At 51.6% G+C, this 25787-nt stretch carries 24 protein-coding genes; 13 read left to right on the top strand and 11 right to left on the bottom strand.

The annotated features are described in order from the left end of the window. Window positions 1–39 precede the first annotated feature (39 nt). The 8 genes from gpmA to MKMG_RS02020 all read right to left on the bottom strand — a co-directional run bounded on the left by gpmA (window position 40) and on the right by MKMG_RS02020 (window position 7539). Window positions 40–789, bottom strand: a complete 750-nt coding sequence (gpmA, locus tag MKMG_RS02055; RefSeq protein ID WP_165074949.1) for a 2,3-diphosphoglycerate-dependent phosphoglycerate mutase — start codon at window positions 787–789, stop codon at window positions 40–42. Between the two features lie 121 nt (window positions 790–910). Beyond that, a complete protein-coding gene (locus MKMG_RS02050) occupies window positions 911–1828 on the bottom strand; it encodes an AEC family transporter (protein WP_165074947.1) in 918 nt (305 codons plus the stop codon). A 69-nt stretch (window positions 1829–1897) separates the two neighbouring features. After that, complete coding sequence (locus tag MKMG_RS02045; protein ID WP_165074945.1) at window positions 1898–2782, bottom strand: hypothetical protein; 885 nt, start codon at window positions 2780–2782, stop codon at window positions 1898–1900. Between the two features lie 298 nt (window positions 2783–3080). After that, window positions 3081–3371, bottom strand: coding sequence for a hypothetical protein (locus MKMG_RS02040; protein WP_165074943.1), 291 nt, complete (start codon window positions 3369–3371; stop codon window positions 3081–3083). Between the two features lie 173 nt (window positions 3372–3544). After that, complete coding sequence (locus MKMG_RS02035) at window positions 3545–3949, bottom strand: LEA type 2 family protein (protein ID WP_165074941.1); 405 nt, start codon at window positions 3947–3949, stop codon at window positions 3545–3547. A 50-nt stretch (window positions 3950–3999) separates the two neighbouring features. Next, window positions 4000–4557: a KEOPS complex subunit Cgi121 gene (gene cgi121 / locus MKMG_RS02030; protein WP_165074939.1), complete on the bottom strand. Its 558-nt coding sequence runs from the start codon at window positions 4555–4557 to the stop codon at window positions 4000–4002. Next, a complete protein-coding gene (locus tag MKMG_RS02025) occupies window positions 4550–6826 on the bottom strand; it encodes an ATP-dependent DNA helicase (protein WP_254059052.1) in 2277 nt (758 codons plus the stop codon). Before MKMG_RS02025 ends, cgi121 begins: the two co-directional genes overlap by 8 nt. Window positions 6827–6996: 170 nt before the next feature. After that, the gene (locus tag MKMG_RS02020) at window positions 6997–7539 is read right to left on the bottom strand and encodes a KH domain-containing protein (protein ID WP_165074937.1); all 543 of its coding nucleotides are present in this window, start codon (window positions 7537–7539) and stop codon (window positions 6997–6999) included. A gap of 265 nt (window positions 7540–7804) precedes the next feature. Here MKMG_RS02020 and MKMG_RS02015 point away from each other — a divergent pair, with 265 nt between their 5' ends. The 3 genes from MKMG_RS02015 to MKMG_RS02005 all read left to right on the top strand — a co-directional run bounded on the left by MKMG_RS02015 (window position 7805) and on the right by MKMG_RS02005 (window position 10840). Then, window positions 7805–9025 (top strand): glycine betaine/L-proline ABC transporter ATP-binding protein, encoded by a 1221-nt coding sequence (locus MKMG_RS02015; RefSeq protein ID WP_165074935.1) that lies wholly within the window; start codon window positions 7805–7807, stop codon window positions 9023–9025. Next, entirely contained in the window at window positions 9025–9864 is an 840-nt protein-coding gene (locus tag MKMG_RS02010; RefSeq protein ID WP_174235641.1) for a proline/glycine betaine ABC transporter permease, read from the top strand. Before MKMG_RS02015 ends, MKMG_RS02010 begins: the two co-directional genes overlap by 1 nt. Before the next feature lie 139 nt (window positions 9865–10003). Beyond that, the gene (locus MKMG_RS02005) at window positions 10004–10840 is read left to right on the top strand and encodes a glycine betaine ABC transporter substrate-binding protein (protein WP_371415189.1); all 837 of its coding nucleotides are present in this window, start codon (window positions 10004–10006) and stop codon (window positions 10838–10840) included. On the opposite strand, the gene MKMG_RS02000 is transcribed toward MKMG_RS02005, so the two are convergent. Continuing rightward, the gene (locus MKMG_RS02000) at window positions 10830–11087 is read right to left on the bottom strand and encodes a hypothetical protein (protein ID WP_165074931.1); all 258 of its coding nucleotides are present in this window, start codon (window positions 11085–11087) and stop codon (window positions 10830–10832) included. The genes MKMG_RS02005 and MKMG_RS02000 overlap by 11 nt on opposite strands. A 163-nt stretch (window positions 11088–11250) precedes the next feature. Here MKMG_RS02000 and MKMG_RS01995 point away from each other — a divergent pair, with 163 nt between their 5' ends. Next, the gene (locus tag MKMG_RS01995; protein WP_254059050.1) at window positions 11251–12087 is read left to right on the top strand and encodes a glycine betaine ABC transporter substrate-binding protein; all 837 of its coding nucleotides are present in this window, start codon (window positions 11251–11253) and stop codon (window positions 12085–12087) included. Between the two features lie 593 nt (window positions 12088–12680). Here the strand turns inward: MKMG_RS01995 and MKMG_RS01990 are convergent. Beyond that, on the bottom strand, window positions 12681–13463 hold the full coding sequence (locus MKMG_RS01990; RefSeq protein WP_165074927.1) for a serine protein kinase RIO: 783 nt from the start codon (window positions 13461–13463) through the stop codon (window positions 12681–12683). Window positions 13464–13501: 38 nt separating this feature from the next. Further along, a complete protein-coding gene (locus MKMG_RS01985) occupies window positions 13502–14449 on the bottom strand; it encodes a tyrosine--tRNA ligase (RefSeq protein WP_165074997.1) in 948 nt (315 codons plus the stop codon). A 141-nt stretch (window positions 14450–14590) separates the two neighbouring features. On the opposite strand from MKMG_RS01985, the gene MKMG_RS01980 reads away from it, so the two are divergent. From MKMG_RS01980 to MKMG_RS01940, 9 genes are all read left to right on the top strand, one after another. Continuing rightward, a complete protein-coding gene (locus MKMG_RS01980) occupies window positions 14591–14728 on the top strand; it encodes a hypothetical protein (protein ID WP_254059049.1) in 138 nt (45 codons plus the stop codon). Between the two features lie 120 nt (window positions 14729–14848). Further along, window positions 14849–14980, top strand: a complete 132-nt coding sequence (locus MKMG_RS11645; protein ID WP_256366056.1) for a hypothetical protein — start codon at window positions 14849–14851, stop codon at window positions 14978–14980. A 235-nt stretch (window positions 14981–15215) separates the two neighbouring features. Next, window positions 15216–15566, top strand: coding sequence for a helix-turn-helix domain-containing protein (locus MKMG_RS01970; protein ID WP_165074925.1), 351 nt, complete (start codon window positions 15216–15218; stop codon window positions 15564–15566). A 331-nt stretch (window positions 15567–15897) separates the two neighbouring features. Continuing rightward, complete coding sequence (locus MKMG_RS01965; RefSeq protein ID WP_165074923.1) at window positions 15898–16683, top strand: hypothetical protein; 786 nt, start codon at window positions 15898–15900, stop codon at window positions 16681–16683. A gap of 5 nt (window positions 16684–16688) precedes the next feature. Further along, window positions 16689–19949 (top strand): tubulin-like doman-containing protein, encoded by a 3261-nt coding sequence (locus MKMG_RS01960; protein ID WP_165074921.1) that lies wholly within the window; start codon window positions 16689–16691, stop codon window positions 19947–19949. Between the two features lie 128 nt (window positions 19950–20077). Beyond that, window positions 20078–21511 carry a hypothetical protein gene (locus MKMG_RS01955; protein WP_254059048.1) on the top strand — a complete coding sequence of 478 codons (1434 nt, stop codon included), beginning with the start codon at window positions 20078–20080 and terminating at the stop codon, window positions 21509–21511. 35 nt (window positions 21512–21546) lie between these two features. Then, window positions 21547–22974, top strand: coding sequence for a hypothetical protein (locus tag MKMG_RS01950; RefSeq protein ID WP_165074917.1), 1428 nt, complete (start codon window positions 21547–21549; stop codon window positions 22972–22974). After that, complete coding sequence (locus tag MKMG_RS01945) at window positions 22974–24695, top strand: PEGA domain-containing protein (RefSeq protein WP_165074915.1); 1722 nt, start codon at window positions 22974–22976, stop codon at window positions 24693–24695. The genes MKMG_RS01950 and MKMG_RS01945 overlap by 1 nt, the downstream gene beginning before the upstream one ends. Before the next feature lie 78 nt (window positions 24696–24773). Then, a complete protein-coding gene (locus MKMG_RS01940; RefSeq protein ID WP_165074913.1) occupies window positions 24774–25733 on the top strand; it encodes a serine/threonine-protein kinase in 960 nt (319 codons plus the stop codon). Window positions 25734–25787 lie beyond the last annotated feature (54 nt).

Genomic DNA, 25787 nt, shown 5'->3' with positions numbered 1-25787 from the left:
CAGCACAGGGTGTCCAGCGTGTCTGCCAAAAAAAATGAATTATTTCTGTGCTTTTCCCTGGTTTGCAACGGCCTGCATCGCCGCACTGACCGCCTCTTCGTCACCGAGGTAGTATGACCGGATGGGCTTCAGGTCTTCATCAAGTTCATAGACGAGCGGCATGCCGGTCGGTATATTGAGCTGTGATATATCCTCGTCTGATATGCCTTCAAGATTTTTTATGAGCGCCCGCAGGCTGTTGCCGTGGGCGGCGATGAGGACATTCTTTCCTGATTTAATGGCCGGTGCAATCTCCCCGTTCCAGATGGGAAGGAAGCGGGCGACCGTATCCTTCAGGCACTCGGTGAGGGGGAGTTCATCAGGCGAAAGAGCAGCATACCGCGGGTCGTTTACGGGTGAACGCTCGTCATCCGCTGCAAGGGGTTCGGGCGGAATGGTGTAGCTCCTCCGCCAGATGAATACCTGTTCGTCGCCGTAAACAGCCGCGGTCTCCGCCTTGTTTAAGCCCTGCAGGGCACCGTAGTGGCGTTCGTTTAGGCGCCAGGAGCGGTGCACGGGAATCCACATCCGGTCCAGTTCATCGAGCGTGATCCAGAGGGTCCGGATGGCCCGTTTCAGCACCGAGGTGTAGGCGACATCGAAGGTGAACCCCTCGCGGCGAAGCAGTGCCCCTGCCGCATGGGCCTCTGTCAGCCCCTTCTCAGAGAGGTCAACATCGGTCCACCCGGTAAACCGGTTCTCCCGGTTCCATTCACTCTCCCCGTGGCGTAGTAATACCAGTCTGTACATGTATCGGAAGTCTCCTGCATACCTCTCGGCGGGACAAAAAAAATAGCTTGCCATCCTGCCCGTTCCCTGTGGTCCCCACGTTCCGGTCAGGCGGCGGGATTGGTGCACCCTTTCCCCGGCCTCAGGTGATCAGGAGAGTGATGAGCGGGAGTGTTACAAGCGAGAGTATGGTTGTGAGAAAGACCCCTTTCGATGCGAGGGTGGAGTCCACATGGTACTCTTCTGCAAGCATCACTGCATTGGCTGCAACCGGCATTGCTGCAAGAAGCACCGGCACACCCAAAAGGAAGGGTCCTTCCACAAAGGGCCGGAGTATGAAGAAGACTGCAAGGGGAATGACACAGAGGCGCAGTATGGTGATGACCCAGATCTTTTTGTCCGTAAAGAGCCCCTCTACGGGCAGGGTGGCAAGGAGTGCTCCCACAACAACCATCGCAAGCGGGGTGGTGGTGCTGCCAAGCAGGGTGAAGACATCAGCAAACGGTGACGGGATATGGACCTGCAGGACGAAGAGAATGAGTCCTGCCACCGATGCGATGATGCCTGTGTTTAAGAAGAGTTTCGGGTCAAGGTACCTGCCCATGTCTGGCCTGAGCATCAAAACCCCCACCGAGAAGAGCAGGATGCTGAACGTGAGGTTGAATATGGAGACATAGAAGATGGACTCAGGCCCGAATACCGCTCCTGCTACCGGGATACCCATGAACCCGAGGTTTGAGAAGACAAGCATAAACCGCATCACGCCCTGCTCCAGATCAGAGTCTGCGACGAACCGGGGCACAGTGAAGGCGAGCGCAAAGGAGACACCATAAAATACGACCAGTCCGAGCAGTATGCCGCCTGCATTGGTCACCAGTTCCGGGGTGAGGGGCACCTGCATTGCCATCACAATCAGGGCCGGCAGACTCACGTTCACGACAAACGAGGAGAGTCCGCGGGCCCCGTCAGGTCCGATGACACCGCTGCGCCTGCAGAGAAAGCCGACACCCATCAGCAGAAAGAGGATGATGATGCTCTCTGCTATCACCATGATACTCATATGTCCTGTATATTGGATAACCGGACAAAATACTCTTTACGGAAAGCGGCGGGCGCAGAAAAAAAGAAGTTACCGGCGGATAACCACCAGTGCTGCGGCAGAGCCGAGAATCGCTGCCATCATCCCGAAGCCGGGAACCGGTGTGGGGGCTGGTGCGGCTGTGGTTGAGGGGGGTGTGGCTGCTGTTTCAGGCAGTGTTGCCGGCACGGCAGTCGTCTCTTCCACGACCGTTGGGGTTGTGGTGGGCACAGCAGACGCGACATTCACCGACCTGATGAAGAACTCAGAGACTGCCTGCGGGCCTACAATCATCCCGCTCTCCGGGCAGGCCGATGCAGGGGCCTCACCTTTCATGAAGAGGATCTCCAGATATTGCTGGTTTTCTTTCTTTTCTGTATTCCATGTATCCGCTGGCAGCAGGGTATGTGTTCCGACATCTGCTACTGTGTACTCCTTGCCGTTTGCGTCATACCCGACGGTTGTAACCGTCACGTCCACCGACCGGGCATAGCAGACTGACCCGATGCATGAGTCACAATTCGGCGTTGCGTTATACGATACCCTGTAGCTGCCGACGAACGGTGAGATCATGGCGTTCGGGTCGCCGGCCATCCAGAGCAACTGTTTCTGGGTGGACTGTTTTGACCCGACAAGGCCGACTGCGATCCATTGTTCGCTGCCCATCAGGGTGCCGACCACCTCATCACTCTGTTTGATGTTGTCAAAGAGCAGATCAAATGTTGAGGTACCGGAGATGGTCACCGGGTCGACCGGTGCAAACTGCTTTCCGTCCCACTTTGCGGAGACCTTCACATCAAGTGCGCCTGTCGCCTTATCCGCCTTCGTTACTTCTCCCAGATACGTCTCTTCCAGTTCAACTGCCACTGCGGGCATCACCATACACATTGCAATGAGACAGATGATCAGGACTGTCATTATATATCGTTTTGTCAATATAACACACCTCCACGGGGCAGTACGTTGCCTCCGGTCCTGTGGTGTTCTTCCAATACTACCCCTCTCTATAATAACCTTGGGTGCTGGTTTTGGCCGGGATGGAAATATTGCGACGCTCTCCGCGGTTCGGTCGATACGGCCGTTTCTGTATAGACCTGCTGAAGGATAACAGACATCCGGGAATGCACAGGTATGGTGTCTGTATCTCCGGTCAGGGATTATTATCCGGGAAACTCCCGGTCGCATCCTGTTTCTGTGAACCACGGATGAGCAGAACAGGCAAAAAAGATGTGAATCATTCCGTCTTTTTCAGTCTCTTCCGTGCGTCTTCAACGGCCTCGTTGATTGCCTTCTCCATCTTCTCTCCGGCCTTTGCCGCTTCCTTTTCCAGGTGGTCCCGTCCGTTTTTGGTACCGAAGAGGGTCTTTCCGAGGATCTTTACATCGCTCACTGCCCGGGAGACAGATTTACGGGCTGCATTCAGTGTCTCCTGGACATTGACCTCAGGTGCTGTCTTTTCTTCTTCGCCCGGTATCGGTTCTTCCACCCATACGCCTTTCTCAAAGTGTCCTCGTGTTCCTGCCATAATATCCGGGAGATATTCTCATTTGTCTGTAATAATGGCACGTGTTGTTTCATGTGACGGGTGTCAGGTGAGGTGGATGCCTGCACCTGCAGCCACTGAGAGAATGGCGAAGAGAAGAGCGCGGGGTCATATTTTCATGAGGCAAAAAATTATGTATGGCAGGAATTCACCGGTCACCTCATCAGGAGGGACGGTACAGTGACCACTTCGTCAAACGGAATAATGATCTCGGAGAGATAGGCATCTATCTTCGCTGTACCCCGGACACGGGCGTCCATGTCACGGGTCAGGGCATGGGTGAGGAAGCGGACGGCCTCTGCTGAGGTGATGGTAACCGGCACCGACACCTCGGTGGTGGAATAGGCACCCAGACTGACGTTCTCGGCCCAGCCGTGGATGATGGGCCGTTCAGGCGTTGCGTCAGCGGGGAGTACGTCAAACCTGACCTCTGAAAGGGTCAGCCGGGCTGGTGCACGGGAGGTGACGGCGACCGTTACGGTTCCTCCGATGGATGCAGGAGATATGCTTTTGATGGAGACGGCCCGCACGGCCACTGAGCAGAGACGGGAGAGATCCATGAATAGTGGTGATATGGAGTGCCGGGTAAAAAATAATTCCGTTCGTGCACCTAACGGTACACGGCAGAGAGGGCGACCCGTTCTGCGACAAGTTCAGGGAGTCGTTTCAGGCCGACGGTCGAAAGTTCTGCCTCACTGATGGAGAAGTCCTGCATCAGGCGTGCCTGCTTCTCTGCACCCATCTCCTCTGCTGTCGCAGGGGGGGCGGGATACAGGGTAAGCCCGGGCAGACGGGCGATCTCTGCTGTTGGACTCTCCTCTGCTGCCACCACCACAACCCAGAGGGGCATCGTCCCTTTCTGTGCTCCGAACCGGGCGGCAACACTTGTCTGTCGGCCTGCCGCCACCCAGAGGAGGACCTCCATCTCAAAGGACCGGGCGATGGGGTTCTTATCTGTAAACCAGGTCCGGCAGGCATGGGCCAGGGCGGTCGTTATGTGCAGGCGGCCGGCGACCCTGTCTGCATTGATACAGATGATGCGGGTGTGTGCACCGAGATTTCCGGCTGTGGTATGCACGGCCGCAAGAAAGGCGGGGATGTCGGTGATCTCTGCATCGGCGTAGGTGAGGTGGTATGGGGGCATGATGGGGCCGGCTGTGTCATTCACCGGTCTTCCCCCCGAATGAGAAGAGGGTGCGTTGTGCCCCGGAATCTCCATTATTTCCTGTATCGTTCTCTTCTTTCATTTTTCCTGCTGGTGTGTTGTCGTGCCGGTCTTCTGAAGGGCTGACGCTGTCCCGTGCGGCCGTTCGTTCGGATATGATATCCCTGCGGCTGCTTCCCCGTCTCGCAGCTTTGGCTGCCCGGATGATGCTTTCTGCGGTCTTGCCGCCCACGATCCGGCCGACAACGGCGGGGTCTGCTGCGGCAAGTGCTTCCGGGCCGGTGATGCCATTGTTAAAGAGCCGTCGTGCCCGTACGCGGCCGATGCCTTTGACCCGCACCAGGGGGATCAGTTCATGCCGGATACCGTGGCGGACCCGGAGTGTGGTCTCCTCCACCATGTCACGCTGTTCGGGGGCCACGAGGCGAGCCAGCCTTCCGGAGGCGTGCAGCAGCCAGCCGATTCCCTGTACTGCATTGTAGATGTCGCCCGGCCCGACACCGTAGCGGGTGCATATGGTATCGTCACCCAGTTCGTCCGTCCAGTCAGAGAGGAGCATCGCGGTCTTGAGGCTGCGGAAGAAATCCTCCATGTCGTCATAGGTGAACTCGGTCCTGAACTCCTCCTCATGCTCATAGAAGAACTTCTCGAGCATGCCGACGTCGTTATTTTTGACATAGAGCGTAAACATGTCGGGTGTCATGCAGAGCAGCTGGAGGAGGGCGAGGTCGGTGAGTTCCCCTTCTTCCCGGAGGGCTGTTGTGATTATTTCGGCTGAATGCGGGTCAATATAGAGTCTGCTTGTCAGGTCACCGTATTCGGTTGCATGCAGCATGCCGGAGAGGTTGGTCAGCATCTCTGCATCGGTGAGAAATGCGAGGGCATCGTCCAGTGTGCGGTTGAGTGCCCGTTTGCCGGTGTGCTGGTATGCGTAGAGAGTCTTCTCCAGAAATGCCATCAGGTCATCGCGGGACCGGGCATACCCGGTTGCGACGAGTGAGAGTATGTGTGCGGTGAGGACACCCGGTTCCCCGCAGCGTGACCTGACATCCTCGTCAGGTGCCTCCACATACTCCTCGTGCAGATTGTTCACCGCGTATTCGGCCTTTGCAATGAGAATGGCCTCGCCGTAGGGGTCCAGATGCGGTCGTCCGGCTCTCCCTGCCATCTGCCGGTATTCCCGCACCGGTATCGGCTGCATCCCCTCTCCCCCTGAGTAGCGGAGGTAGTCACGGATGATCACCCGGCGGGCCGGGAGGTTCAGGCCTGCTGCGAGTGTGGGAGTTGAGGAGATGGATTTAATAAACCCGTTCCTGAAGCCCTCCTCGACCAGCGTCCGCTGTATCCGGTTCATACCGGCATGGTGGAATGCCGCACCGTTTTTGACACAGGCGGCAAGCACCCGGCCCATATCGGTCTCCGCAGCCGCCTCCAGTTTCTCTGCAATACTGTCCAGTGCCGCATCTTCACATTTGAGGGCTGAAGCCGCCCGTTTCGCATAACCCTCAGCATTGCGCCGGGATGAGACAAAGACAAGGCACTGGCCCCCGTCTGCCACACAGTCAAGGAGCAGATTGATATCCTCAGTCTTCGCAGGAGCGGGGATTTTCTTCTCCTCATCGGCAAAGTAGATGGTATTGTGGTAGCAGATGCCTTCCCTGAGATCTACCGGACGCCAGTCTGAGGTGATGAGGTCAGCACCCAGCCACCCGGCGAGTTTCTTCGGGTTGCCGATGGTGGCAGAGAGGCCGATCACCTGCATGTCGGGGGAGGCATGCCGCAGTTTGGTGATCACCATCTCAAGGGTGGGCCCGCGGGATTCGTCATCGATAAGGTGCACCTCATCGACCACGAGGCAGGTGACCTGAGAGAGCCATGGAGCACCGTTTCTAAGGAGTGAGTCCACCTTCTCTGATGTGGCGATGACGATGTCGTTTGCACCAAGGCGTTTCTCCTTCTGGTCGTAGTCCCCGGTGGCGACACCGATTGCAGCGCCCTTGCCTGCAAATTCACGGGCCTTCTCGGTCGCAAGCGCCTTCAGAGGTACGATGTAGAGGCACATGCCGCCCCGTGCGATGGTGGCCTGCATCGCCATCTCGGCAATCAGTGTTTTGCCGGATGCGGTGGGGATGGCGATCAGCAGATCCGCTCCGTCCAGAAGGCCTGCTGCAATGCACTCATCCTGGGGCGGGTAGAGAGATTCGATACCTCTCTCTTTATAATGCTGAATAAACTTTTCAGGCAGTGGTAATTCAGAAAAGTGCACGGTCACCCCTTCTTTTCCTGTGTAAAACAGATCTTATTTCTTTATTCACCTTAAACGGGCAGAAAACGGGCATATATGTTCCAGTGGAAATCATCCATTTAATCCTGTAGCTTTCAGGGATTCATGTGTTCTTTACGGGATATGCCGTTCTCAAAATATATGTGACGGGGGTTTGGTCAGTAATAATAGTCGAGCATGTCGAACTTGGCCTCTTTCTTCTTGCGGTCCAGAAAAGAGAAGACGGTCGCATGCGGGAGACCTTCCACCAGCATCTCAACTGCGGTCCGGGCATTCTTCACCTGGTCGATCATGCCGATGATGGCGACGGTCTTGCCCTGGACTGAGAGGATGGCACCGCTCATATCCTCGATCTGTTCACGTGCCCGTCCTTCCTTGCCGATGATCCTGCCCCGGAGACGCTCCATCTGCTTTGGCGTGGTGCAGACGCTGGAGAGGTCCAGGATGTCAAGCATCATATCCTCATCCTCGAAGATGGTGGCGGCCCGTTCGGGTGAGAATCCCCGGTTGATGGCACGCACCATCTCTGTTGTCCGCAGGACCGCGATGGCATCCTCCCCTTCGATTCCGACAAGACCATCATCAGAATCGATGGTAAGTTTGGTGCCGGTCTTTTTTTCAATATCGCGTTTGGTTTTTCCGCCTTTCCCGATGAGGACCGGGATGCGGTTGGTGGTGATTTTAATCTCAGTGGTGGTCATGAAGGGTATTTCTCCCGTGTTATACTGTATGGTGGGATGGGGAAGGGGATAATGGTTGGCGGCTGGGTAATCTGCGCGCCTGACGGGAGGTGAGGGGAATTGTTCCTGCACCATATCGTTGGTGGGCCGAAATGCATATATTGTTCTGGGACATTAGGCACCCACTTTGTGGCGACCCAACCATTCAAGTGACTGTATTACAAAAAGGTTTATGTAATTCGGGATTGCCTTGGCAATTGCCCGAATTTTTCGGAGTTGCCATTTCATGGAAGAAACCCAGGAAGAAGACATACATAAAAATATCAAAGTCAGTGTCAGAAACCTTACGAAAATTTTCGGTAAACGTCCTGAGGATGCCCTTCGCCTTGTTGACCAGGGGAAGAAAAAGCAGGAGATTTTTGAGGAGACGCAGCAGAATGTTGCGCTCCGGTCCCTCTCTTTTGATGTCTACGAGGGCGAACTGTTCGTTCTCATGGGTCTTTCCGGCTGCGGAAAGTCAACCCTTCTGCGGTGCATCAACCGGCTTATCGAACCGACCAGCGGGGCTGTTGAGATAGACGGTGTGAATATCGTCGCGATGAACGCGGACGAACTCAGGCAGGTGCGGCGCACGAAGATTGGCATGATCTTCCAGGGCTTTGCCCTCCTGCCCCACCGGACGATACTGGAAAACGTGGCCTTCGGCCTTGAAATACAGGGTATCCCGCTCGAAGAGCGTGAACAGAAGGCGAGGGAGGCAATAGACCTTGTCGGGCTCTCCGGGTATGAGGAGAGTTATCCATCCGGGCTCTCCGGTGGTATGCAGCAGCGGGTAGGTCTGGCCCGGGCCCTTGCGAGCGATGCAGATATCCTTCTGATGGATGAGGCGTTCAGCGCACTTGACCCCATGATCCGCCGTGATATGCAGGATGAACTCATTGAACTTCAGGCACGGCTGAACAAGACGATCATCTTCGTCAGTCATGATCTGGATGAGGCCCTCAAGCTCGGGGACCGGATTGCGCTCATGAAGGACGGGGTCATCGCCCAGATCGGGACCGCAGAGGATCTCCTGCAGAACCCCAGCTGTGATTATGTGGAACGGTTTGTTGAAGATGTCAACCTCTCCCGTGTGCTTGTATCAAAGGACGTGATGAAACGTCCCGAACCACTGTTACTCCCGGATTCCGGGCCAAGAAATGCGCTTCGCCTGATGGAGGAGTATGGTATCTCCAGCATATTCGTTGCGGGAAAGGACCGTGTGTTCCGTGGCCTTGTGACCGTAGACGGTGCCGTTGAAGCCAAGAAACGTGAAATACCCCTCCGGGATGTGATGGTGACTGACAGTCCCACGGTCGAGCTGGACACCCCGGCACAGGAACTGATGCCGATTATGGCGGAGACTGCCTATCCGGTGGCGGTTCTTGACACTGAAGGAAGAATAAAGGGGCTTATTGTGCGGGGATCGCTGCTTGCAGGCCTTGCCCGGCTGGAGGTTGAGGTATAATGTCTGATATACTCCCGGTCGGTGAGGCGGCTGAAGCGGTCGTCGAATGGATCAATGAGACCTTCGGGTGGCTGCTCGACTGGATCACTATGGCCATGGATACGCTGGTCAGCGGCTTCCAGGATGGGATGGCAGCCGTCCCTCCCCTGCTTCTCATCGCCATATTTGCTGTTATTGCATGGGTGCTTACCAGAAAGAACGTTAAAATCGCGCTTTTAACTCTCTTTGGGCTGCTCTTCATCTATCTCCTGGACCTCTGGCCCGAGGCCATACTGACTCTTGCCCTTGTCCTCACCTCCACCTTTGTGACACTTGCAATCGCGATTCCCCTGGGTATTCTCGCCTCACGCTACGCATCGGTCAATATGGTGCTTCGGCCCGTACTCGACCTGATGCAGACGATGCCTTCGTTTGTCTACCTGATTCCTGCGGTCATCTTCTTCGGCCTTGGGAATGTGCCGGGGATGATTGCAACCATCATCTTTGCAATGCCGCCTGCCATCCGCCTGACCAACCTCGGTATCCGGCAGGTCCCGACAGAACTCATAGAGGTGAGCGAGGCCTTCGGGGCGACCGGGTGGCAGAAGCTCGTGAAGGTGCAGCTGCCGGTTGCATTGCCTACGATTATGGCAGGTGTCAACCAGTGCATCATGCTCGCCCTCTCGATGACCGTCATCGCGGCGATGATCGGGGCCGCGGGTCTCGGGCTCAATGTCCTGATGGGTATCCAGCGGGTTGATATCGGTGGTGGGTTTGAGGCGGGGCTGTGCATCGTCATCATTGCGATAATCCTCGACAGGATCACGCAGAATGTGATCAGCACAGGTCAGACCAAATAATTATAATCATCTTTATATTAACTCAAAACATATTTTACTCTAAGTCAGTTCTTAATCGGCCCCAGCGGTTTTTTTCTGACGTAATGGATGTGTTTATTTGGTTAATTCGAAAATGAAAGGACTTTTACTTATTTTGTTAGTGTTATTCAGTGTAATCTTTGTTGCCGGCTGCACGGATGAAGCCGGTTCTCAAACAACCGAACCCACAAAAGAGGTCTCCATCGGCTATGTGCTCTGGGATTCAGAGATTGCCAGTACCAATGTGGTAAAGAAAGTGTATGAACAGGCAGGCTACGATGTAGAGCTCAAGGCCGTTGATGCAGGTCCTCTCTACCAGGCACTGGCCGATGGTAAGGTTGATATGAGTGTCTCCGCATGGCTGCCCACTACGCAGGCAAACTACTGGGAGACCTACGGCGACGACATCGTGCTGGTTGGCAAGAACCTCGAGGGAGCAAAGATCGGTCTTGTGGTCCCTTCGTATGTGACCATTGACTCCATAACCGAGATGAACGATGTCGCAGACAAGTTCAATGGCAAGATTATGGGCATTGAACCGGGGGCAGGTATCATGATCAATACTGAGGTCGTCATCGAGAACTACAGTCTTGACTACATGCTTGTACCGTCGTCGAGTGCCGGCATGGCCGCACAGCTCACCGATGCATATGGGGATGGTGACTGGATCGTTGTCACCGGCTGGACTCCACACTGGATGTTTGTCCGCTTCGACCTGAAGTATCTCGATGACCCTGAGGGTGTGTATGGCGGCGAGGAGTATCTCGGAAGCCTTGCCCGCACAGGCTTTAAGGAAGAGAATCCTGAGGCATACGCCATTCTTGAGCGCTTCCACTGGGAATCCAGGGACATGGAATCCGTGATGCTTGCAATTGAGGGCGGCGAAACCCCTGAAGTTGCCGCAAAGGCATGGATGGATGCAAACCAAGACACTGTTAACTACTGGATCAACGGGTAATTACCCCGATATCTTTTTTAGACGCCACCCACCGGGTATGTGTGAAAGCCGTATCTGTAAGCATGGAGTATTGTGCCTGTGATGTGTTGTAAAACCGGATCACCTGAACATCTCCGGGGTTCACCTCTTCGTCCGGTGCATCACGTCCGCTCTCCTGATGACCGCCATCGCGGCAATGATCTGGGTCGTGGGTTTGAGGGCGTGCCTTGGCCTCATTGCTATCATCTCCGGTCATGTCACAGAGCATATGATCCACTCTGGTCAGGAGAGATTGATATAAATATACATATATAACCTTTCATCATATTTTTTATAAGTCAGTCCCGAATCGTTATTCGACGGTTTTTTGACTTAATGGATGTGTTTATGTGCTAAATTTAAAATCCAAAGGTATTTTTCTTGTTTTGTTAGTGTTATTCAGTGTAATCTTTGTTGCCGGCTGCACGGATGAAGTCGGTTCTCAAACAACCGAACCCACAAAAGAGGTCTCCATCGGCTATGTGCTCTGGGATTCAGAGATTGCAAGTACCAATGTATTAAAGACCGTATATGAACAGGCAGGCTACGATGTGGAGCTCATGGCCGTTGACGTCGGTCCTCTTTATCAGGGCCTTTCTGATGGGCAGGTTGACATGAGCATCTCGTCATGGATGCCCGCCACCCACGCCGCCTACTGGGACACCTATGGTGACGACATCGTGATGGTTGGCGAAAACCTTCAGGGAGCAAAGGTAGGTCTCGTAGTTCCCCAGTATGTGACCATCGACTCAATCGATGAGATGAACGATGTTGCAGACAAGTTCGACGGCAAAATCACCGGTATTGAGCCGGGTGCAGGCATCATGGCGATGACCGAAACCGTCATCGAAAACTACAGTCTTGACTACACGTTGGTGGCGTCATCGAGTGCCGGCATGGCTGCCCAGCTCACTGATGCATACGCAGATGGTGACTGGATCGTTGTCACCGGCTGGACACCCCACTGGAAGTTCGTCCGCTTTGACCTGAAGTATCTCGACGACCCCCAGGGTGTGTACGGCGGGGAAGAGTATATTGCAAGTCTTGCACGCATGGGCTTTAAGGAAGACAATCCCGATGCATACGCTATCCTTGAACGCTTCTCCTGGACGCCCGCTGACATGGAATCTGTCATGCTCGCTGTCGAGGGCGGCGAAACCCCTGAAGTTGCCGCAAAGGCATGGGTGGATGCAAATCAGGACACCGTTATCTACTGGATCAACGGATAATTTCTCCCACTTTTCCTCTTTTTTTGTAATATTTGACACGGGAGCTGCTGCCTTCCCTCCCTGTTTTTTGTCATTCTCTGTTTTTACCCTCTGCCCACCCTTTTTGATTCCCTGCGTTCGGGAATTGGAGGATAGAATGGGCGTATTTTTGCTCAGTATTTTCTGCCGGAAAAATATGGCTGTAATGCCCGTTATTTGCTAAAAATACGATTTATTGCGGACTAATAAGGGGTTGCTGTTGATGGATATTTTGGGAGGATGTATCGGTTGTCTCGATGGAGATCTGCCCGCTCCGGGCTGCTGTGTGGATGCGTTTTTCCGGGGCAAGGATCTGCAGAATGTGCAATTTAAACACTATTTGACTGACGATTCCGAGGTATTGCCCAAAATAATGTAAATCGCAGGCACCGACAATAATACCAGGATGGCCGGTGGAAAGGATTCATCACCAAATCCGTAGATGATGGCATATCACAGGTTATCCTGATGGACAGACGTTCTTCCGGTTGGTATTTGGTTAGCGTGTCAACTATTGTTTCAGATGGGGGTGCATACATTTCCGGAAAAAACAGGATGGTTGAAGAACCGGAGGATCAGATCTGCATCCGGTGCTCGCCGACGATATCACGGAAGAGTTCTTCCTCTTCTCTGATTGTGCACCGTTTGGCAAAGTAGCGGTTGATGTTCTTGATGTCCCGGACAAGGAATGCAATGGCCTTCGGGTGGTTGGGGGTCACTGCCTGTCCGATGTCGATAATGATCGGGTGCTCTCCGTCCCAGAGGATATTGAACTCGGAAAGGTCGGCGTGGACGAGTTCCGCCTCATTAAAGAGGGTCTTCATCGCGGCTGTGATCTCGTCATAGACAGCCTGATAGTCATCCGGCCGGGCGAGACGCAGCTGGGGATAGGCCACCTCGTCTTTGCCCATGAACTCCATGAGGAGGATGTTGCGGTCAAAGTGAATCGGGAGGGGCACCCGGAGGCCTGCATCACGGGCACGGGCCAGGTTGGAGTACTCCTTCTTGGTCCAGGCAAAGATTAGATCCTTTTTGGACTTTTTCACCGAGGAGAAGCGGGGGTCGCCGATAATATACTCGCTCATCGACCGGAAATTGGCCGACTGGATACGGTAGATCTTGATGGCAATAGGCATCTCCTCACCTTCGCCGTAGAAGACGTTTGCCTCTTTTCCGGTGGAGATGGGGCCACCTATCTCCTTAATCTTCTTCTTGTGCACCAGGCGGTAGAGGGATAGGAGGGTGATGTCATCAAAGACGTTCTCGGAGACCTTCATCTGGTCGGCATCCCGTATCCGGACTCCCATCCGCTCGGTTTCGCGGTCAAAGCGTTCAATGAGTGCGTCTCTCTTTCCCATGGTGTATGCATTCTCCTGTATTTGTTGTATGAATTCGCTTACTCACCGTTCATAAATGCACGGGCATCTGCCAGTGCCTCGATGAGTCCATTGGAAACAGCGGCCTTCAGGTCTGCCGGGTGGATGTTTCCTGCTGCGTATGCCGCCTCCATCTCATCATAGGAGGTGAAGGTGACATCACCGCCGAACTTATCCGGGCGGTGTATGCTGACGGTCCCGAGGCGGGGGAAGACGTGGTACTTCAGGATCTGGAGCACAGGGTTCTCCTCTGTCTCCGGCGGGCAGAAGGCCTTCTTCATCTTCTTTGCGATGGTCTCCTCTGAGTCTGCAACCGATATGTAGTTCCCGGAAGAGGAGGCCATCTTCTTTCCGTCAAGGCCGTTTATGATCGGCGTGTGGATGCAGAGCGGCGCCTTTGCCCCGATGGACGGGAGGTGTTCGCGGGCAAGCATGTGAATCTTGCGCTGGTCGATGCCGCCAAGGGCCACGTCCACATTGAGGCGGGCGATGTCGACCATCTGCATGATGGGATAGACCATCTGGGAGACGGTCGGGTTCTCCATCTGGCGTCCGACCTCGTTCATGGACCGGGTGGCCCGGTTGATGGTGATACGCTGTGATAGCATCAGCACATCGAGCTGATACTCAGGGGAGAGCTGGAAGTCACTGCCCATTACAAATTCTGCGTCTTTCAGGCCGACCGCCTCAAAACAGCGGCGGTTGTAGTCTGCCAGTTCCCTGACTTCGTCCATGGTGCCCTTGCGGTTCAGGTAGGCATGGAGGTCTGCCAGGAGGACGACGACCTCGAACCCTGCGTTCTGCAGGTCGATGAGTTTATTGATGGTGACGAGGTGGCCGAGATGAATCTCACCGGATGGTTCGTATCCGGCGTATACCCGCTTCCTGTCCTGTGCAAGGACAGAGCGGAGTTCTTCATCAGTGACGACTTCAACAGTATTTCGCGTTGCAAGCGCGTATGAGTCCATTGTCAGTACTGTGGTGTGCAGCGCATTAATGGTTGCTTCGGGGCGGGGGTTGAGGTGACCGGATCTCTGCAATTCTTACGGTCTCTTCGTTTAAAAGCGAACGATTACCTTATGCATCATAAGTCAACTACAATCCAGCCGATGCCATTGGAAGACAGAATTGAGCTCAGACCTCTTGAAACGGTGGAAGAGGCACTTTCATGTGCATATGCCTCTGAAAAGACTCTTAAAAAAGACTGGCACTCAAAAGAAGAAGATGAGGCATGGAAGAATTTGTAAAGGGCGATCTTCTGATTGTCCCGTTTCCCTTTTCTGATCTCTCCGATTCAAAGAAAAGACCGGTATGATCGATATTCAATCGAACTTACTGACGGGGGTTTTATATGCGGTGGATTACAGGTGGACAGCTATATTCGTCCCAACATGATTTTTACCGCCGACACGTCACTGATATTATACCGGACAGGAAGGGTGAAACCGGAAAAGATGAAAGAAGTCGAAGATATGCTTGTCCGGATTATTACCGGATGAATAAAATCGAAACATGCCACATATTTTTTTAGTCGAATAAGAGGTGGTAACACCCTCTCCCTATTCGACTTACCCTTTCGAGAGATGAGTTTGTATTTCTTTTCTGAAAATATGCACCGGAATATGAGTGAAGTGGCAGACTTGGGATTTAGTCAAAATTTAATGACCTTGTGGGTAACCGATATTTACAAACAGGTCAATAAAAACTGACTGGATTAGTGGAGGCAGATGCATTATGGAGGAAGTGGTGATGAAAAAATATCTTGAAATGGTGCCTGATGAGCTAAGGGAGATGGTGTGCGGCCTTTCCGATGAGAAACACTGGGCTTTGTACATCGCCGTTTTGAAAAATGAGATGATGACATTCAGTGAAATTAAGACTGAATTCGATGAACATCAGCAGACACTCTCAAATATCCTAAAGGATCTCGCAAAAGCCGGTTTGATCATCAAAAAGGCAAACACGCTCGAAAAAATGGCTGACAAAAGAAAATCATTCTACACGCCAACGGACGCCGGAGAAATATTTATTGAATGTTTAATGGAAAGTATGCTCTCATCCAAAAAGATCGTCCAAGTCATATGAGGAATATAATCTGCGGATCACTGTTAACAAAAACTCCGATTGATCTGTTGGCTCTGCATGGATGCCATCTGCATTTAAATCACAATCGGCCACCCGGCACACGATCCGGAATATGAATGTCCCCCGGTCCATACAGTCCGGTAAAACAGAGAGCCGCTACAATAGTCAGAATAGTCAGTGGAAAAAATAGTGTTCCCCTGATAAAACAAGTGAGAAGATTGCGTCTTCGCCGTCACCCTGCAAGACAAGAAAATAGTGCCTCTGCCAGCTCCTCCAACACCCCATTTTCGTTTGAGAAATATTTAACTGTTTTAAAAGAAATCATCTCAGTATGCGAATAAGGAATCGGGCATCCATATGTATATCACTGGCACTGATATTTTCATTTCTGCTGATATGTGTGCCTTCCGCTGCCATTGTTGCGGAATTAACGAATGGAACGCTTTCTGAATCCCTGAATGAGGGGGAATTAATACAATATACGATTGAAGTGAGTAGCATCCCCAAGCAGGCACGGATTATAGAGATAAATACTGATCTCATGCCTGTACCGGACACGAATCTCTGGCAGACAGAAGGGAGTGGTTTTAATGTATCTGGAGGGGACGAGGCATTAAACGACCATAAAATTGAGCTTACCGAGGTCGGAGAATTCCCGGACAAAATTACCGTAAGCGTATATGGCAGGGTGCCGGTGCTGACATCGGTTGAAATTGTTGACGGCGTTGTGGTAACAAAAAGAATCACCCAGACAACAGGGTATGTCTACTACCACATCGAGGCGCTTGATGAAAACCGTGATATTCTCGGAACAGGCACAACAGATACATTTTCGGTTACAATCCCTGATGACGAAGAGTTCATGTCACGGCTGAACGCAGTCACAGACCCTGATATGAGAGCGCTTATCGATGACCTCTACTCCAGAGGGCTCAGGGATGAGGCAGAAGACCTCTTACAATTCGCAGAATCGCCAGAAGATGCAAGCATTCCGGTTACAACAGCGATTCTGATTGCAGTTGTGCTTCTTGTCGCAGGATTTACAACCGGAATGGTATTCGGCCGGATAAGGGCCAAGAACATGCAGGATTTTCATAATGAATACAAGGGGGACTAAAAACAATGGCTCATGATGATATAATCGAGGGAAAAGCCTTCCAGATGCCTGATGAACTGACCGTCGTTGCCATAGGGGGGTGCGGAAAAAAACTCATATCAAACCTGTATGACCACGAATGGTTCTTAAAGCACTATCTTTCAGACGGAAAACGTCTCACCCTCTACACGATAGACACCGACTCAAACCAGAGAAAGGACGACATAGCACGATCAGAAGAGGTCAGGGCGAAGGTCGGCGGGATTCAGAAGACAAACAACCAGATGGGAGGGAGCGTAAAGAGCTATCATTACCACCTCCCTGACCTTGCCAATGTCGAGCGTGTGTCGTCCCTGACATCAAAGGGGATTGCCGAGCAGATCAAAAACAGGCGTGAACGCCCTCTTGTTGACGTATGGTGGATGAATGATCCCGAATACGGATTCGACTACCAGATGCTCAAGCAGATCGACAAAAACATCGTAGACGACTTCGGCGGGGGAGTACACCGCAGGCGTGCCATATCAAAGGCGGTGTTCTACAAGGCAATCACCCAGGGCGGAGAGCAGTTCCCGTCGTTTCAGGGCCACGGTCCTGTTGCCATCGTTGTCGGTCTCGGAGGCGGTACCGGCTCAGGGATGTTTATCGATCTTGCCCGCTACATCAAGGAAAAACGCGGCCAGGAGTCAAAAATCTGGCTCTTTGTGGTGCTTCCGGCGGCAAGCGAGGGTGAAAAGGAGCAGCTAAACGCTGCTATCGCACTCTCGGAGATTGAATATCTCAACATGAAGGACGACAAGCTCTTCAACTACATCATCGTCTCATCCCTGAGCCCCACCGGCTACGTGGACGGGGGGGACCGGAAGCAGGAGGTCGTCGAGTTTGACTCCTCCTTCCCCTACATGTTCATCAACTCCTTCTACCTCCCGACGGCCGACATATCCGCCATCGTGGACGCCAAAAAGGACTATTCCGGTTTTATCTTTGCGGATTCCCATGTGATAGAGTACCCTGTTGAAAACCTGCGATCCCTGAAGAAAGGCTTTGAGGACGTGATCGAAAGCCTATCGGGAATTTCACAGAACAGGGAGAAGATCCTGAAAGAGGTCACTGACTTTATCGCAACCAGTGAAACCCTCTGCCCTGAGGAGTTTTCAAAGACTGATACCGAGATCACCCACGATGACGTAAACCTCTACCGAAAGGAGATCGAGAAGGTAAAGAAGGTCTGGGAGAACGAGATCACCGATCTCTTAAACTTCAAGACGCAGTCCATTATCGAATCGGCGATCACCAACAACATGCCCGAGGAGCTGAAGGACATCTCCTCTGTTAAGGATTTTGATAAACTCTCGGAGTATGTCACACGGCTCAGGAGATCCCTTGAAAACGAGAGCAAACCGCACGAGAATGCAAAGGATCAGGAGTTATACGAAGTCATCAAAAAGAACCTCCAGCTCCTGGAGGAGATGTCCGAACTCCAGAAGAAGACGCTCTCGGTAAACGGAAAATCCGCAAGAACTGCACTTGTAAATATCATACGTGGCGAGGAGAACTTCGGCAAGGTATCAGGCATGCTCTCATCCCGCCAGTCGGCACTGAAAGGCGAAATAAGCGAGGCCGATGTCAGGGTCAAAAACAAGCGCTCAGAACTGGTTGATATTACAAAAGAGCAGAACAGGATGCTTGACCTCATCAGGTCTGAAGTCAACGCACTGGCAAGACCTGTCGATGATTATGTTGCACTCGGCCACGGCACAGCCGCTGCCGCCGGTCAGGACTCCATAGAAGTTCTCGAACGGGCATTTCTGGAGAAGTTTTCCACCCTGCTCATTGTCCTGCAGGAGAAGCTTAACCAGTCGGAGAAGAAGAAGGCAAAGCCCATTAAACGTGCGGCATGGCTCTCATCACTTTCGCTCGGAGACCTTCAGGGGGATATCGAACAGATCGAGCAGGCGACGTCGTCAGACTTCTCCTACCTAAAGGATCTGGCAGAGTCGGTATCCCTCTACTTCTACAACGACTACATGCTCAGGGTAGCCAGGAAACAGGGATTTACTGACAGTCTTTTGGGAAAGAAACTCAACTCCGAGATGTTCAGAAGCGAGAAGGCGACAAAGGAGGAGAGGATACGCAAGATATCCCAGATGCATCCCGGAAAGATATCCATACGCGACCCCTTTGAGGTCTTCATACAGGACAAATTCCTTACCCGTGAGTTCGACACCCGGCTTGGCTCTTTGAGGGAGGGGACAATTGCACCTCTTCTCTCGCAGTTCAACCTTGAATCGGAAGAGAAGGCAGAGCTGATCCGGTCCTTTTCCGGAAGGGACACCGCATCGGTTCTCACGAGCATCAGGGAGACACTGACAGAGATCGTAAACAGCCGCGAAGGCTACACCTCAAAGACTGGGAACATCAACACCGATATTGACTCTCTGATCCAGTCGCAGAAGCAGATGCAGCAGCAGATCGAATTTTTGGAGAAGACTGACAATCTGGTGAGCGCCACCTTTGACTCAAGAAAGAAATTCAATGCAGAAGTGAATGCGTATGAATCCGGCCTGAGGAGCATTGACGAGAAGAGAAAGAGCGGAAACGTAACCATCGAGGGGATGTACCGGACGTGGTTCGGTGAGATTAACCCCAACATTCTCTCACTGCTAAACGATGACTCAGATCTCTCTGTTCTTGACTATGACGAAGAGGGAAAACTCGAGATTGAGAAGCTCTACAACATTGTGCAGTGGAAGTACAAGGAGCTTGTCGATGCACACAAACTTGGTATCAACAACATATCCATCGGATACGGGAGTGCCGGTACCGAGAGATGGAGCTTTGACAAGGCCGCCCTTGTCGCATCGTCACCGTCCCACTGGCTCTCACAGCTGATAGACAACAAAGGCAGTGACTTCAGGCGCAATCTGGTAAAGTCCCTGGACTTAAAAGGTGTCGACAGCGCCAAGGTCAACTCGCACAACTACACCAAGCCCTGGGAGATATCGCTCACGTTCTTTGCAGCGGCAAGTTTCCTCGACAACATATCTCCCCTGACAACAGGCGGAGGATACTGGGAGAAGTACGAGAAGGCGAGGAACAATATCCTCCACCATGCCCTGTACCTGCACGAGGGGAAGTACGTTGTCCGTGATAAGACCCTGCTGTTAACCGAAGCAGCAGAGATCGCAGACCTTGAATCCGGTGACAAAGCACAGATTGAAGAGGCAAAGAAGAGGGTTCTGGACTTATACACGGTAAAGGATATCAAAGAGGCAGTCAGGGAATGATCATCAACAATAAAAGAAGACAATTGTATCTTCTTTTAGGTCTCCCTCTAAGCATCATTGTCGCCTGGATATTCACAACCGTGGCCCCGGTCTTTAAGCTCCACCCTCCAGGATTTGGGTTGACGGTTTTGGTTGAATTTTTATGCGGTCTTTTCTTCATCATCGCGGTGGGCATGCTCTTCAATGAGGATTCCCGGATAAACGGTGTCATATACGCGGGCATATTTGCTTTATTACCGGTCTTTTATGTCTATTCTTCGCCATGGGCGGATGTCAGTCTCTTACTCCTCATCTTCTCATTAGGCATCCTCTGCGGTGCGGTCTTTGTCGCACAGGCGGTTCTCACAAACCGTTACGACAATCTTGCAACATCCGCCAAGGTGCTCTTTACCCTGTTCTTTGCAATCATTGTCGGTTTTCTTGCCTATGAACTGTATATAACGGCCCTCGCACCGGATACAGCAGTCAGTGAGGCATATGCGACACAGAGCATCTTCTTCTTCGGTACGGGTATTGTCCTTTCTTTGATCCTCTACTGGCTTGCAATAAAGATCACCGTCGGGGTGAGGGCGTCTGAGATATTTATATTCGGCCCGCGATCATCCGGGAAGACATATTTTGTTCTCGGCCTCTGGAGCTACATATCGGAGCATTTCGACAAGGGGCATTCAAATGAGGGCGTTGTCTTAACGGGTGATCCGAATGACGAAGGCGACGCACTGCGCATATCAAATCTGTATGCAAACATCCTCGACGGGAAGATACTCTCACGGACATACCGCTACCAGATGGTGATGTACCAGCTTACCGGGAAGAAGTACGGGTTAATTCCTGTCAAATGGACGGTTGTGGACTATGCAGGCGAATATTACGATGAGTTAAACGAGATCAACTTCAAAAAGGCCGTCTCCCTGTTAAGCGAACAACTCGGTATGCCTTTGGGTGAGGTCAGAAAGAGTGCGGGGACGATTGATTTTGTCAGGTACATCAAACTGCACCACTCTGAACAACTTATTGACCCGGAGTTTACCAAAAGCGTCATCATATCGACGATGTACGGCAACTTCCTGAGGGCAGGCAAGGTCATCTTTTTGATTGACGGCGAAAAGATCACCGACAGCAGAAAAGGTCATGCACAGCTTGCACGGGAGTTTGGCGGGTATATGAAGACCCTTATTGACCTTGAAGGGAAGAATTACTTCGGGTTTTTCGGGTCGAACAAAAAATACGCCCTCGTTGTTACCAAAACGGATCTGGTCTTCTGGAAGAACAAGGAGATACGAAACCTGCTTCACTCAATGAATGCCGGTAAATTATCCGACATTCCTGAAAAGTCCAGAGAGGCACTGGATATCGAGAACAGTCTCTTTGATATCCTCAGTTCAAACAAGGTCTTTAAAAATCTGGTAAACATGATGAACGACATATCAATGTATTTTGTTGCTGTCTCTGTTGATGCATCGGCAGAACCCTTCCCGACAGAGGAAGGATTTGAAGAGGAAATTTCCCCGACAGGTCTTGCACCGTGGAGGTTTTCGGAGATATTCAAATTCGGCCTGTAAGGTCAGTAATTCTTCAGGGGGGTTAATCGAAAACAATGGATGATTCATACGGTATATTCACAACAGACGGCGAGACTGTCGCAGGCGGTCTGCATGACGAGTATGTAACAGATCTTGCAGAGAGACTTGACGAGAGCACGGCATCGTTGTATATCAGCACAAAAAACGGCATCGTTCTGCTCGGGACTGCGGTAAACGTGCAGAAGAAGGGGAGAAGGCCTGACACGTTCATATATCTTGAGAGAACCGGGTGGAGCGGGGGACTGCCGCCGCGAATTGATCTCCCCTTTATCCATGCGTTTTACGGCCGGGTCATGAGAAGGCTCTCAGAAATAGAGTATGAGGTGCGTGATCCCGCATCATACGGTGATTTCTTTGATGAACGCCACAAACAGGCAATAACCGGCCTTCTGAATTCAAATGCCGCGGACTACTCTGTCGGCAGGCTGCTTCTTGGAAAGGAGGTGGTCTGCGTTTCAGGTGACCGCTCGAAGTCTCTCGATTTTGCTGTTGCTGTTACAGAGAAGCTTCATTCCTTTCTGTCCTCGGGGTTTACCATCGTTGTTGCAAAGAGAACCTTCCGGGACGCAGACCTGCTGGTGACAGAGAAGTCATCCGGAACGGTTCATATCGACCTGAACACTGAACGGATAAATGATCCGGAGTGGGAGGATATCTACCGAAACATGGGTATCTTCGCACAAAACCCTGCCATCAGGCAGAGACTTTCAGGGGAGACGTCACGAAGAACTATTACGGAGCGGCTGGTTTCCGAGTACAAAAGAAACAAAAAAATGTCGCCCGGCATGGAAGGCCGTTTCGGGGAATTTCTGACCCGGGAGAAGATTGGCATCGTTGACCGATCGTTCCGGGATCTTTCATCCCCTGCATATGAACCACAGGAAAAAAAGCTACCGGAACACCCGAAAGAGTCGGACTACGGCAAATGGAAAATTAACGATTATGACCGGGAGGGTCTTGAACGCGAGTATGAGAAGCATATGGAGGAGGAAAAAAAGGCCAAAGTTCGCCTGCTGGCCGTTGTGGGAGTCTGTGCCATTCTTCTTGCAGCCGTAGTGTTTTTCTTTGTCATCCCTCCGGGATTTATAACTCCCGGTCATAATACAACCGGAATCCCGCATATCACGCCTTCGGCAACGATTGCTCCTGATATGTCCCTTATTATAACGCGGCTGAACACAACGCCGGGCAATATCCCCGCCAATCTGTCGGGATTCGGAAGTGCATACGATATCATGGTCTTAACTCCTCAGGACGTGACCATAGCCGTGAACGCGGATTACCAACCGGAACGGTCGTATTACCTGATGAGATACAACCAGTCGGTATATGCATGGGCTCTGGTGAACACCACGCTTCTGATATCCGGAGACTCGGCAACGTTCTTCATACCGGATTCGGGAATATACCGCCTCTTCACTGATAGGGAAGACAGTATTTAATGAATGATAAAGGGCTGATCTCTGCAACCGGATGGCACAGACGGGCATCGTTCATGAGAAATATTTCGGCAATGAGAATCATCTCCTGTATCATTTTTCTTCTGCTCATACAGGCGGCAGTCTCACCTGCCAGTGCGGATATACAGAAAGGCACGATATCTGTTACATCAAATCCACAGGGGGCGGATATCTATCTGAATGACGAGTTCCTCGGCCTTCAGACGAATACGGTGATTAAGGATGTCTTTCCGGGCATTCATTATATCCGGCTTGAGCTGCCGGGTTACCGGACATGGGAGACGATATTTGAGGTAAAGGAGGGGCAGACTGCCTACATCAGCCATAATATGGAGCCGGTGGTGGGCGATGCGTTCTCGGTATCAACAACACCCGAGGGTGCACGGATATTTATCGACGGGGCATTCTACGGCATATCGAATACCATCCTCTACGAGCTTCCCGCAGGCCAGCACCGCGTGCTCCTGCAGCTTGACAATTACTCCGACTATGCAGCAACGGTAACAATAAACGAAGGCATGTCGCAGTCGCTGGTGCATACGTTTGAGCCCGTATCCACGCTGGGAAGGATTACGTTTGAGTCTGTCCCGTCGAACGCTGAAATTTATCTGAACGGAACGTTTGAAGGCAACACCAGAAAGACGCTTGAAGATGTTCTGCCGGGAACCTATGATGTTGTCATCAAAAAAATTGGATATGATGACTGGACCGGCAGGGTTGATGTTGCGGCGGGAAGGATATCGGAGGTGAAGGCTGAGCTTTCGCCTGCAAAGGTCATACTGTCTGTTCACACCGCACCCGAAGGTGCCCGCGTTTCCGTCGACGGCGTTCTTTCAGGCAGCACCCCTATCGAAATCCCGGTCGGACAGGGGTTACACACGGTCTTTATAGAGAAGTTTGGCTACGGGAGTGCTGAAGAAGAGGTGGATGTCGGTGCGGCAGGTGCCTCTGTTTCATTTAATCTTGTTTCAATGGCGCCGGAGGCCATCGCAGAGGCGGAACGGGTGGTCTCTGAAAACCTTGCCTACAGCCCGAAAAAGGCCCGGGCACTCTTAGATGATGCAAAGAAAAGGTATGCGGCAGGCGATGCACCGGGTGCGATAGACTACGCGGAGTCTGCCATTGCTGCCGCCGTTGACGTCGACGGGGACGGGGTTTTAAATCCGCGTGACATCAGTCCGAATCTTCACAATGCCGTCATATACGTATCTCCGTTTATTCTTGTGCTTCTCGTCCTGGTATTTTTTGTAAAGGACTTTGCAGGGCACAGGGTAAAACCCGAGATCGTTGTGCACATCCCGGTGACCCTGCGGGAAAACGATACGCTTGCACGGGCTGAGGTTACCGCCGATGTCACCGGGGGGCCCTACCGGGGTTTTGTCTGCACCGTCTACATTGACGGCGTTTCGGTCGACCACTTCACCGACCCCGGAAGATATGATGTGCCACTCTCTGGAAGAAGCCGGGGTGTTCACCGTTTTATGGTGGACCTTCAGGTTGCCAAGGAGCGATACGGCAGAGCCGGGAAGAAGGTGGAGAAGACCTTCATCGTTGAACCGGTGGAGCAGGTGCATCATGTTCCGGATCAAAAAGACGATGGCGAGGGGACTGTTGTTACGGAAGACGACCGCTCAGGACTTGATACGTTGTATGAGGGGAAGGGAGCTGATGCTGCCAGTAGGGACGATGATTCTGAAGATTAAGTCAGTGGATAAATCATCATCTTATTTTCAGAAATCGGTTCTAATAGATTATTATTGAATAATAAACCATACTCACTCATGGAGGATTATACAATTGTCCGGGAAATTGGTAGGGGGGGACAGGCAGTTGTCTACGAAGTCGAAGATAGTCAGGGAACGAAATATGCACAAAAAATATTGAATTCTACTGATGAATCAGCTAAAAAAAGATTTGAAAGAGAAATCCGGCTGGTCTTAAATATAAGTCATAAAAATATCGTGCCCATTTTGTCCTTTGATACAAGCAGCGAGATGTATTCATATATCATGCCGCTGGGGGATGGAAATTTAAAAAAATATCTCAATGAAACATCCGGTGAGTCAGAATTATGGATATTTAAAGAAATACTGGAAGGGGTTAAGGCAGCCCATGACGGAGGAACTATTCATCGAGATCTAAACCCCAATAATATACTTTTATTTGCAAAAGATGGTGAAAAATTGCACGTAGCAATAACTGATTTTGGATTAGGGGTTTTAAGCGAAAGAGATACCACAACTCTTACGGCAACCCATGGTATGGGCACCTATCAGTATTGTTCTCCTGAACAATTGAAAAATGCAAAAGATGTCGATTTGCGGACTGATATTTATTCATTAGGGGTGATATTATCAAATATTTTGACCGGCTCTCCTTTTGGTACTGTCGAACCATCCGAGATCCCTGAGAAATATCGTCACATTGTTAAAAAATCCTGTGATCCGGATCGAACGAAGAGATATCAATCCGTTGATGAACTTTTGGAAGCTATAGAATCTATTGAAAACGGAGCCTATGACCGGCCTGAAGATGCCTTACAAGAAGAAGTTGAATTAACGAAAAGAAATTCACAATACTTCTCTGAAGGAACGAAAAATATAATCAACATCTATATTCAAAATTTGTCGGATCAATCATTGTATAAAGATAATTTACCCAACACGGAATTTATGATCTTAAAAACAATGATTGATCCCAAACTCCGGTTGAAAATTAGGGCTCACATTCCAATTCTCTAAGAATTTAGCTACATTGCCAATATGAAAGCTATAGCACCCAAAGATCTATATGCA

This window comes from Methanogenium sp. MK-MG, from assembly GCF_009914725.1.
Taxonomy (GTDB): Archaea; Halobacteriota; Methanomicrobia; order Methanomicrobiales; family Methanomicrobiaceae; genus Methanogenium.
Note: the sequence above shows the minus strand (reverse complement) of the source record. Positions and strands in the feature narration are given on the sequence as shown.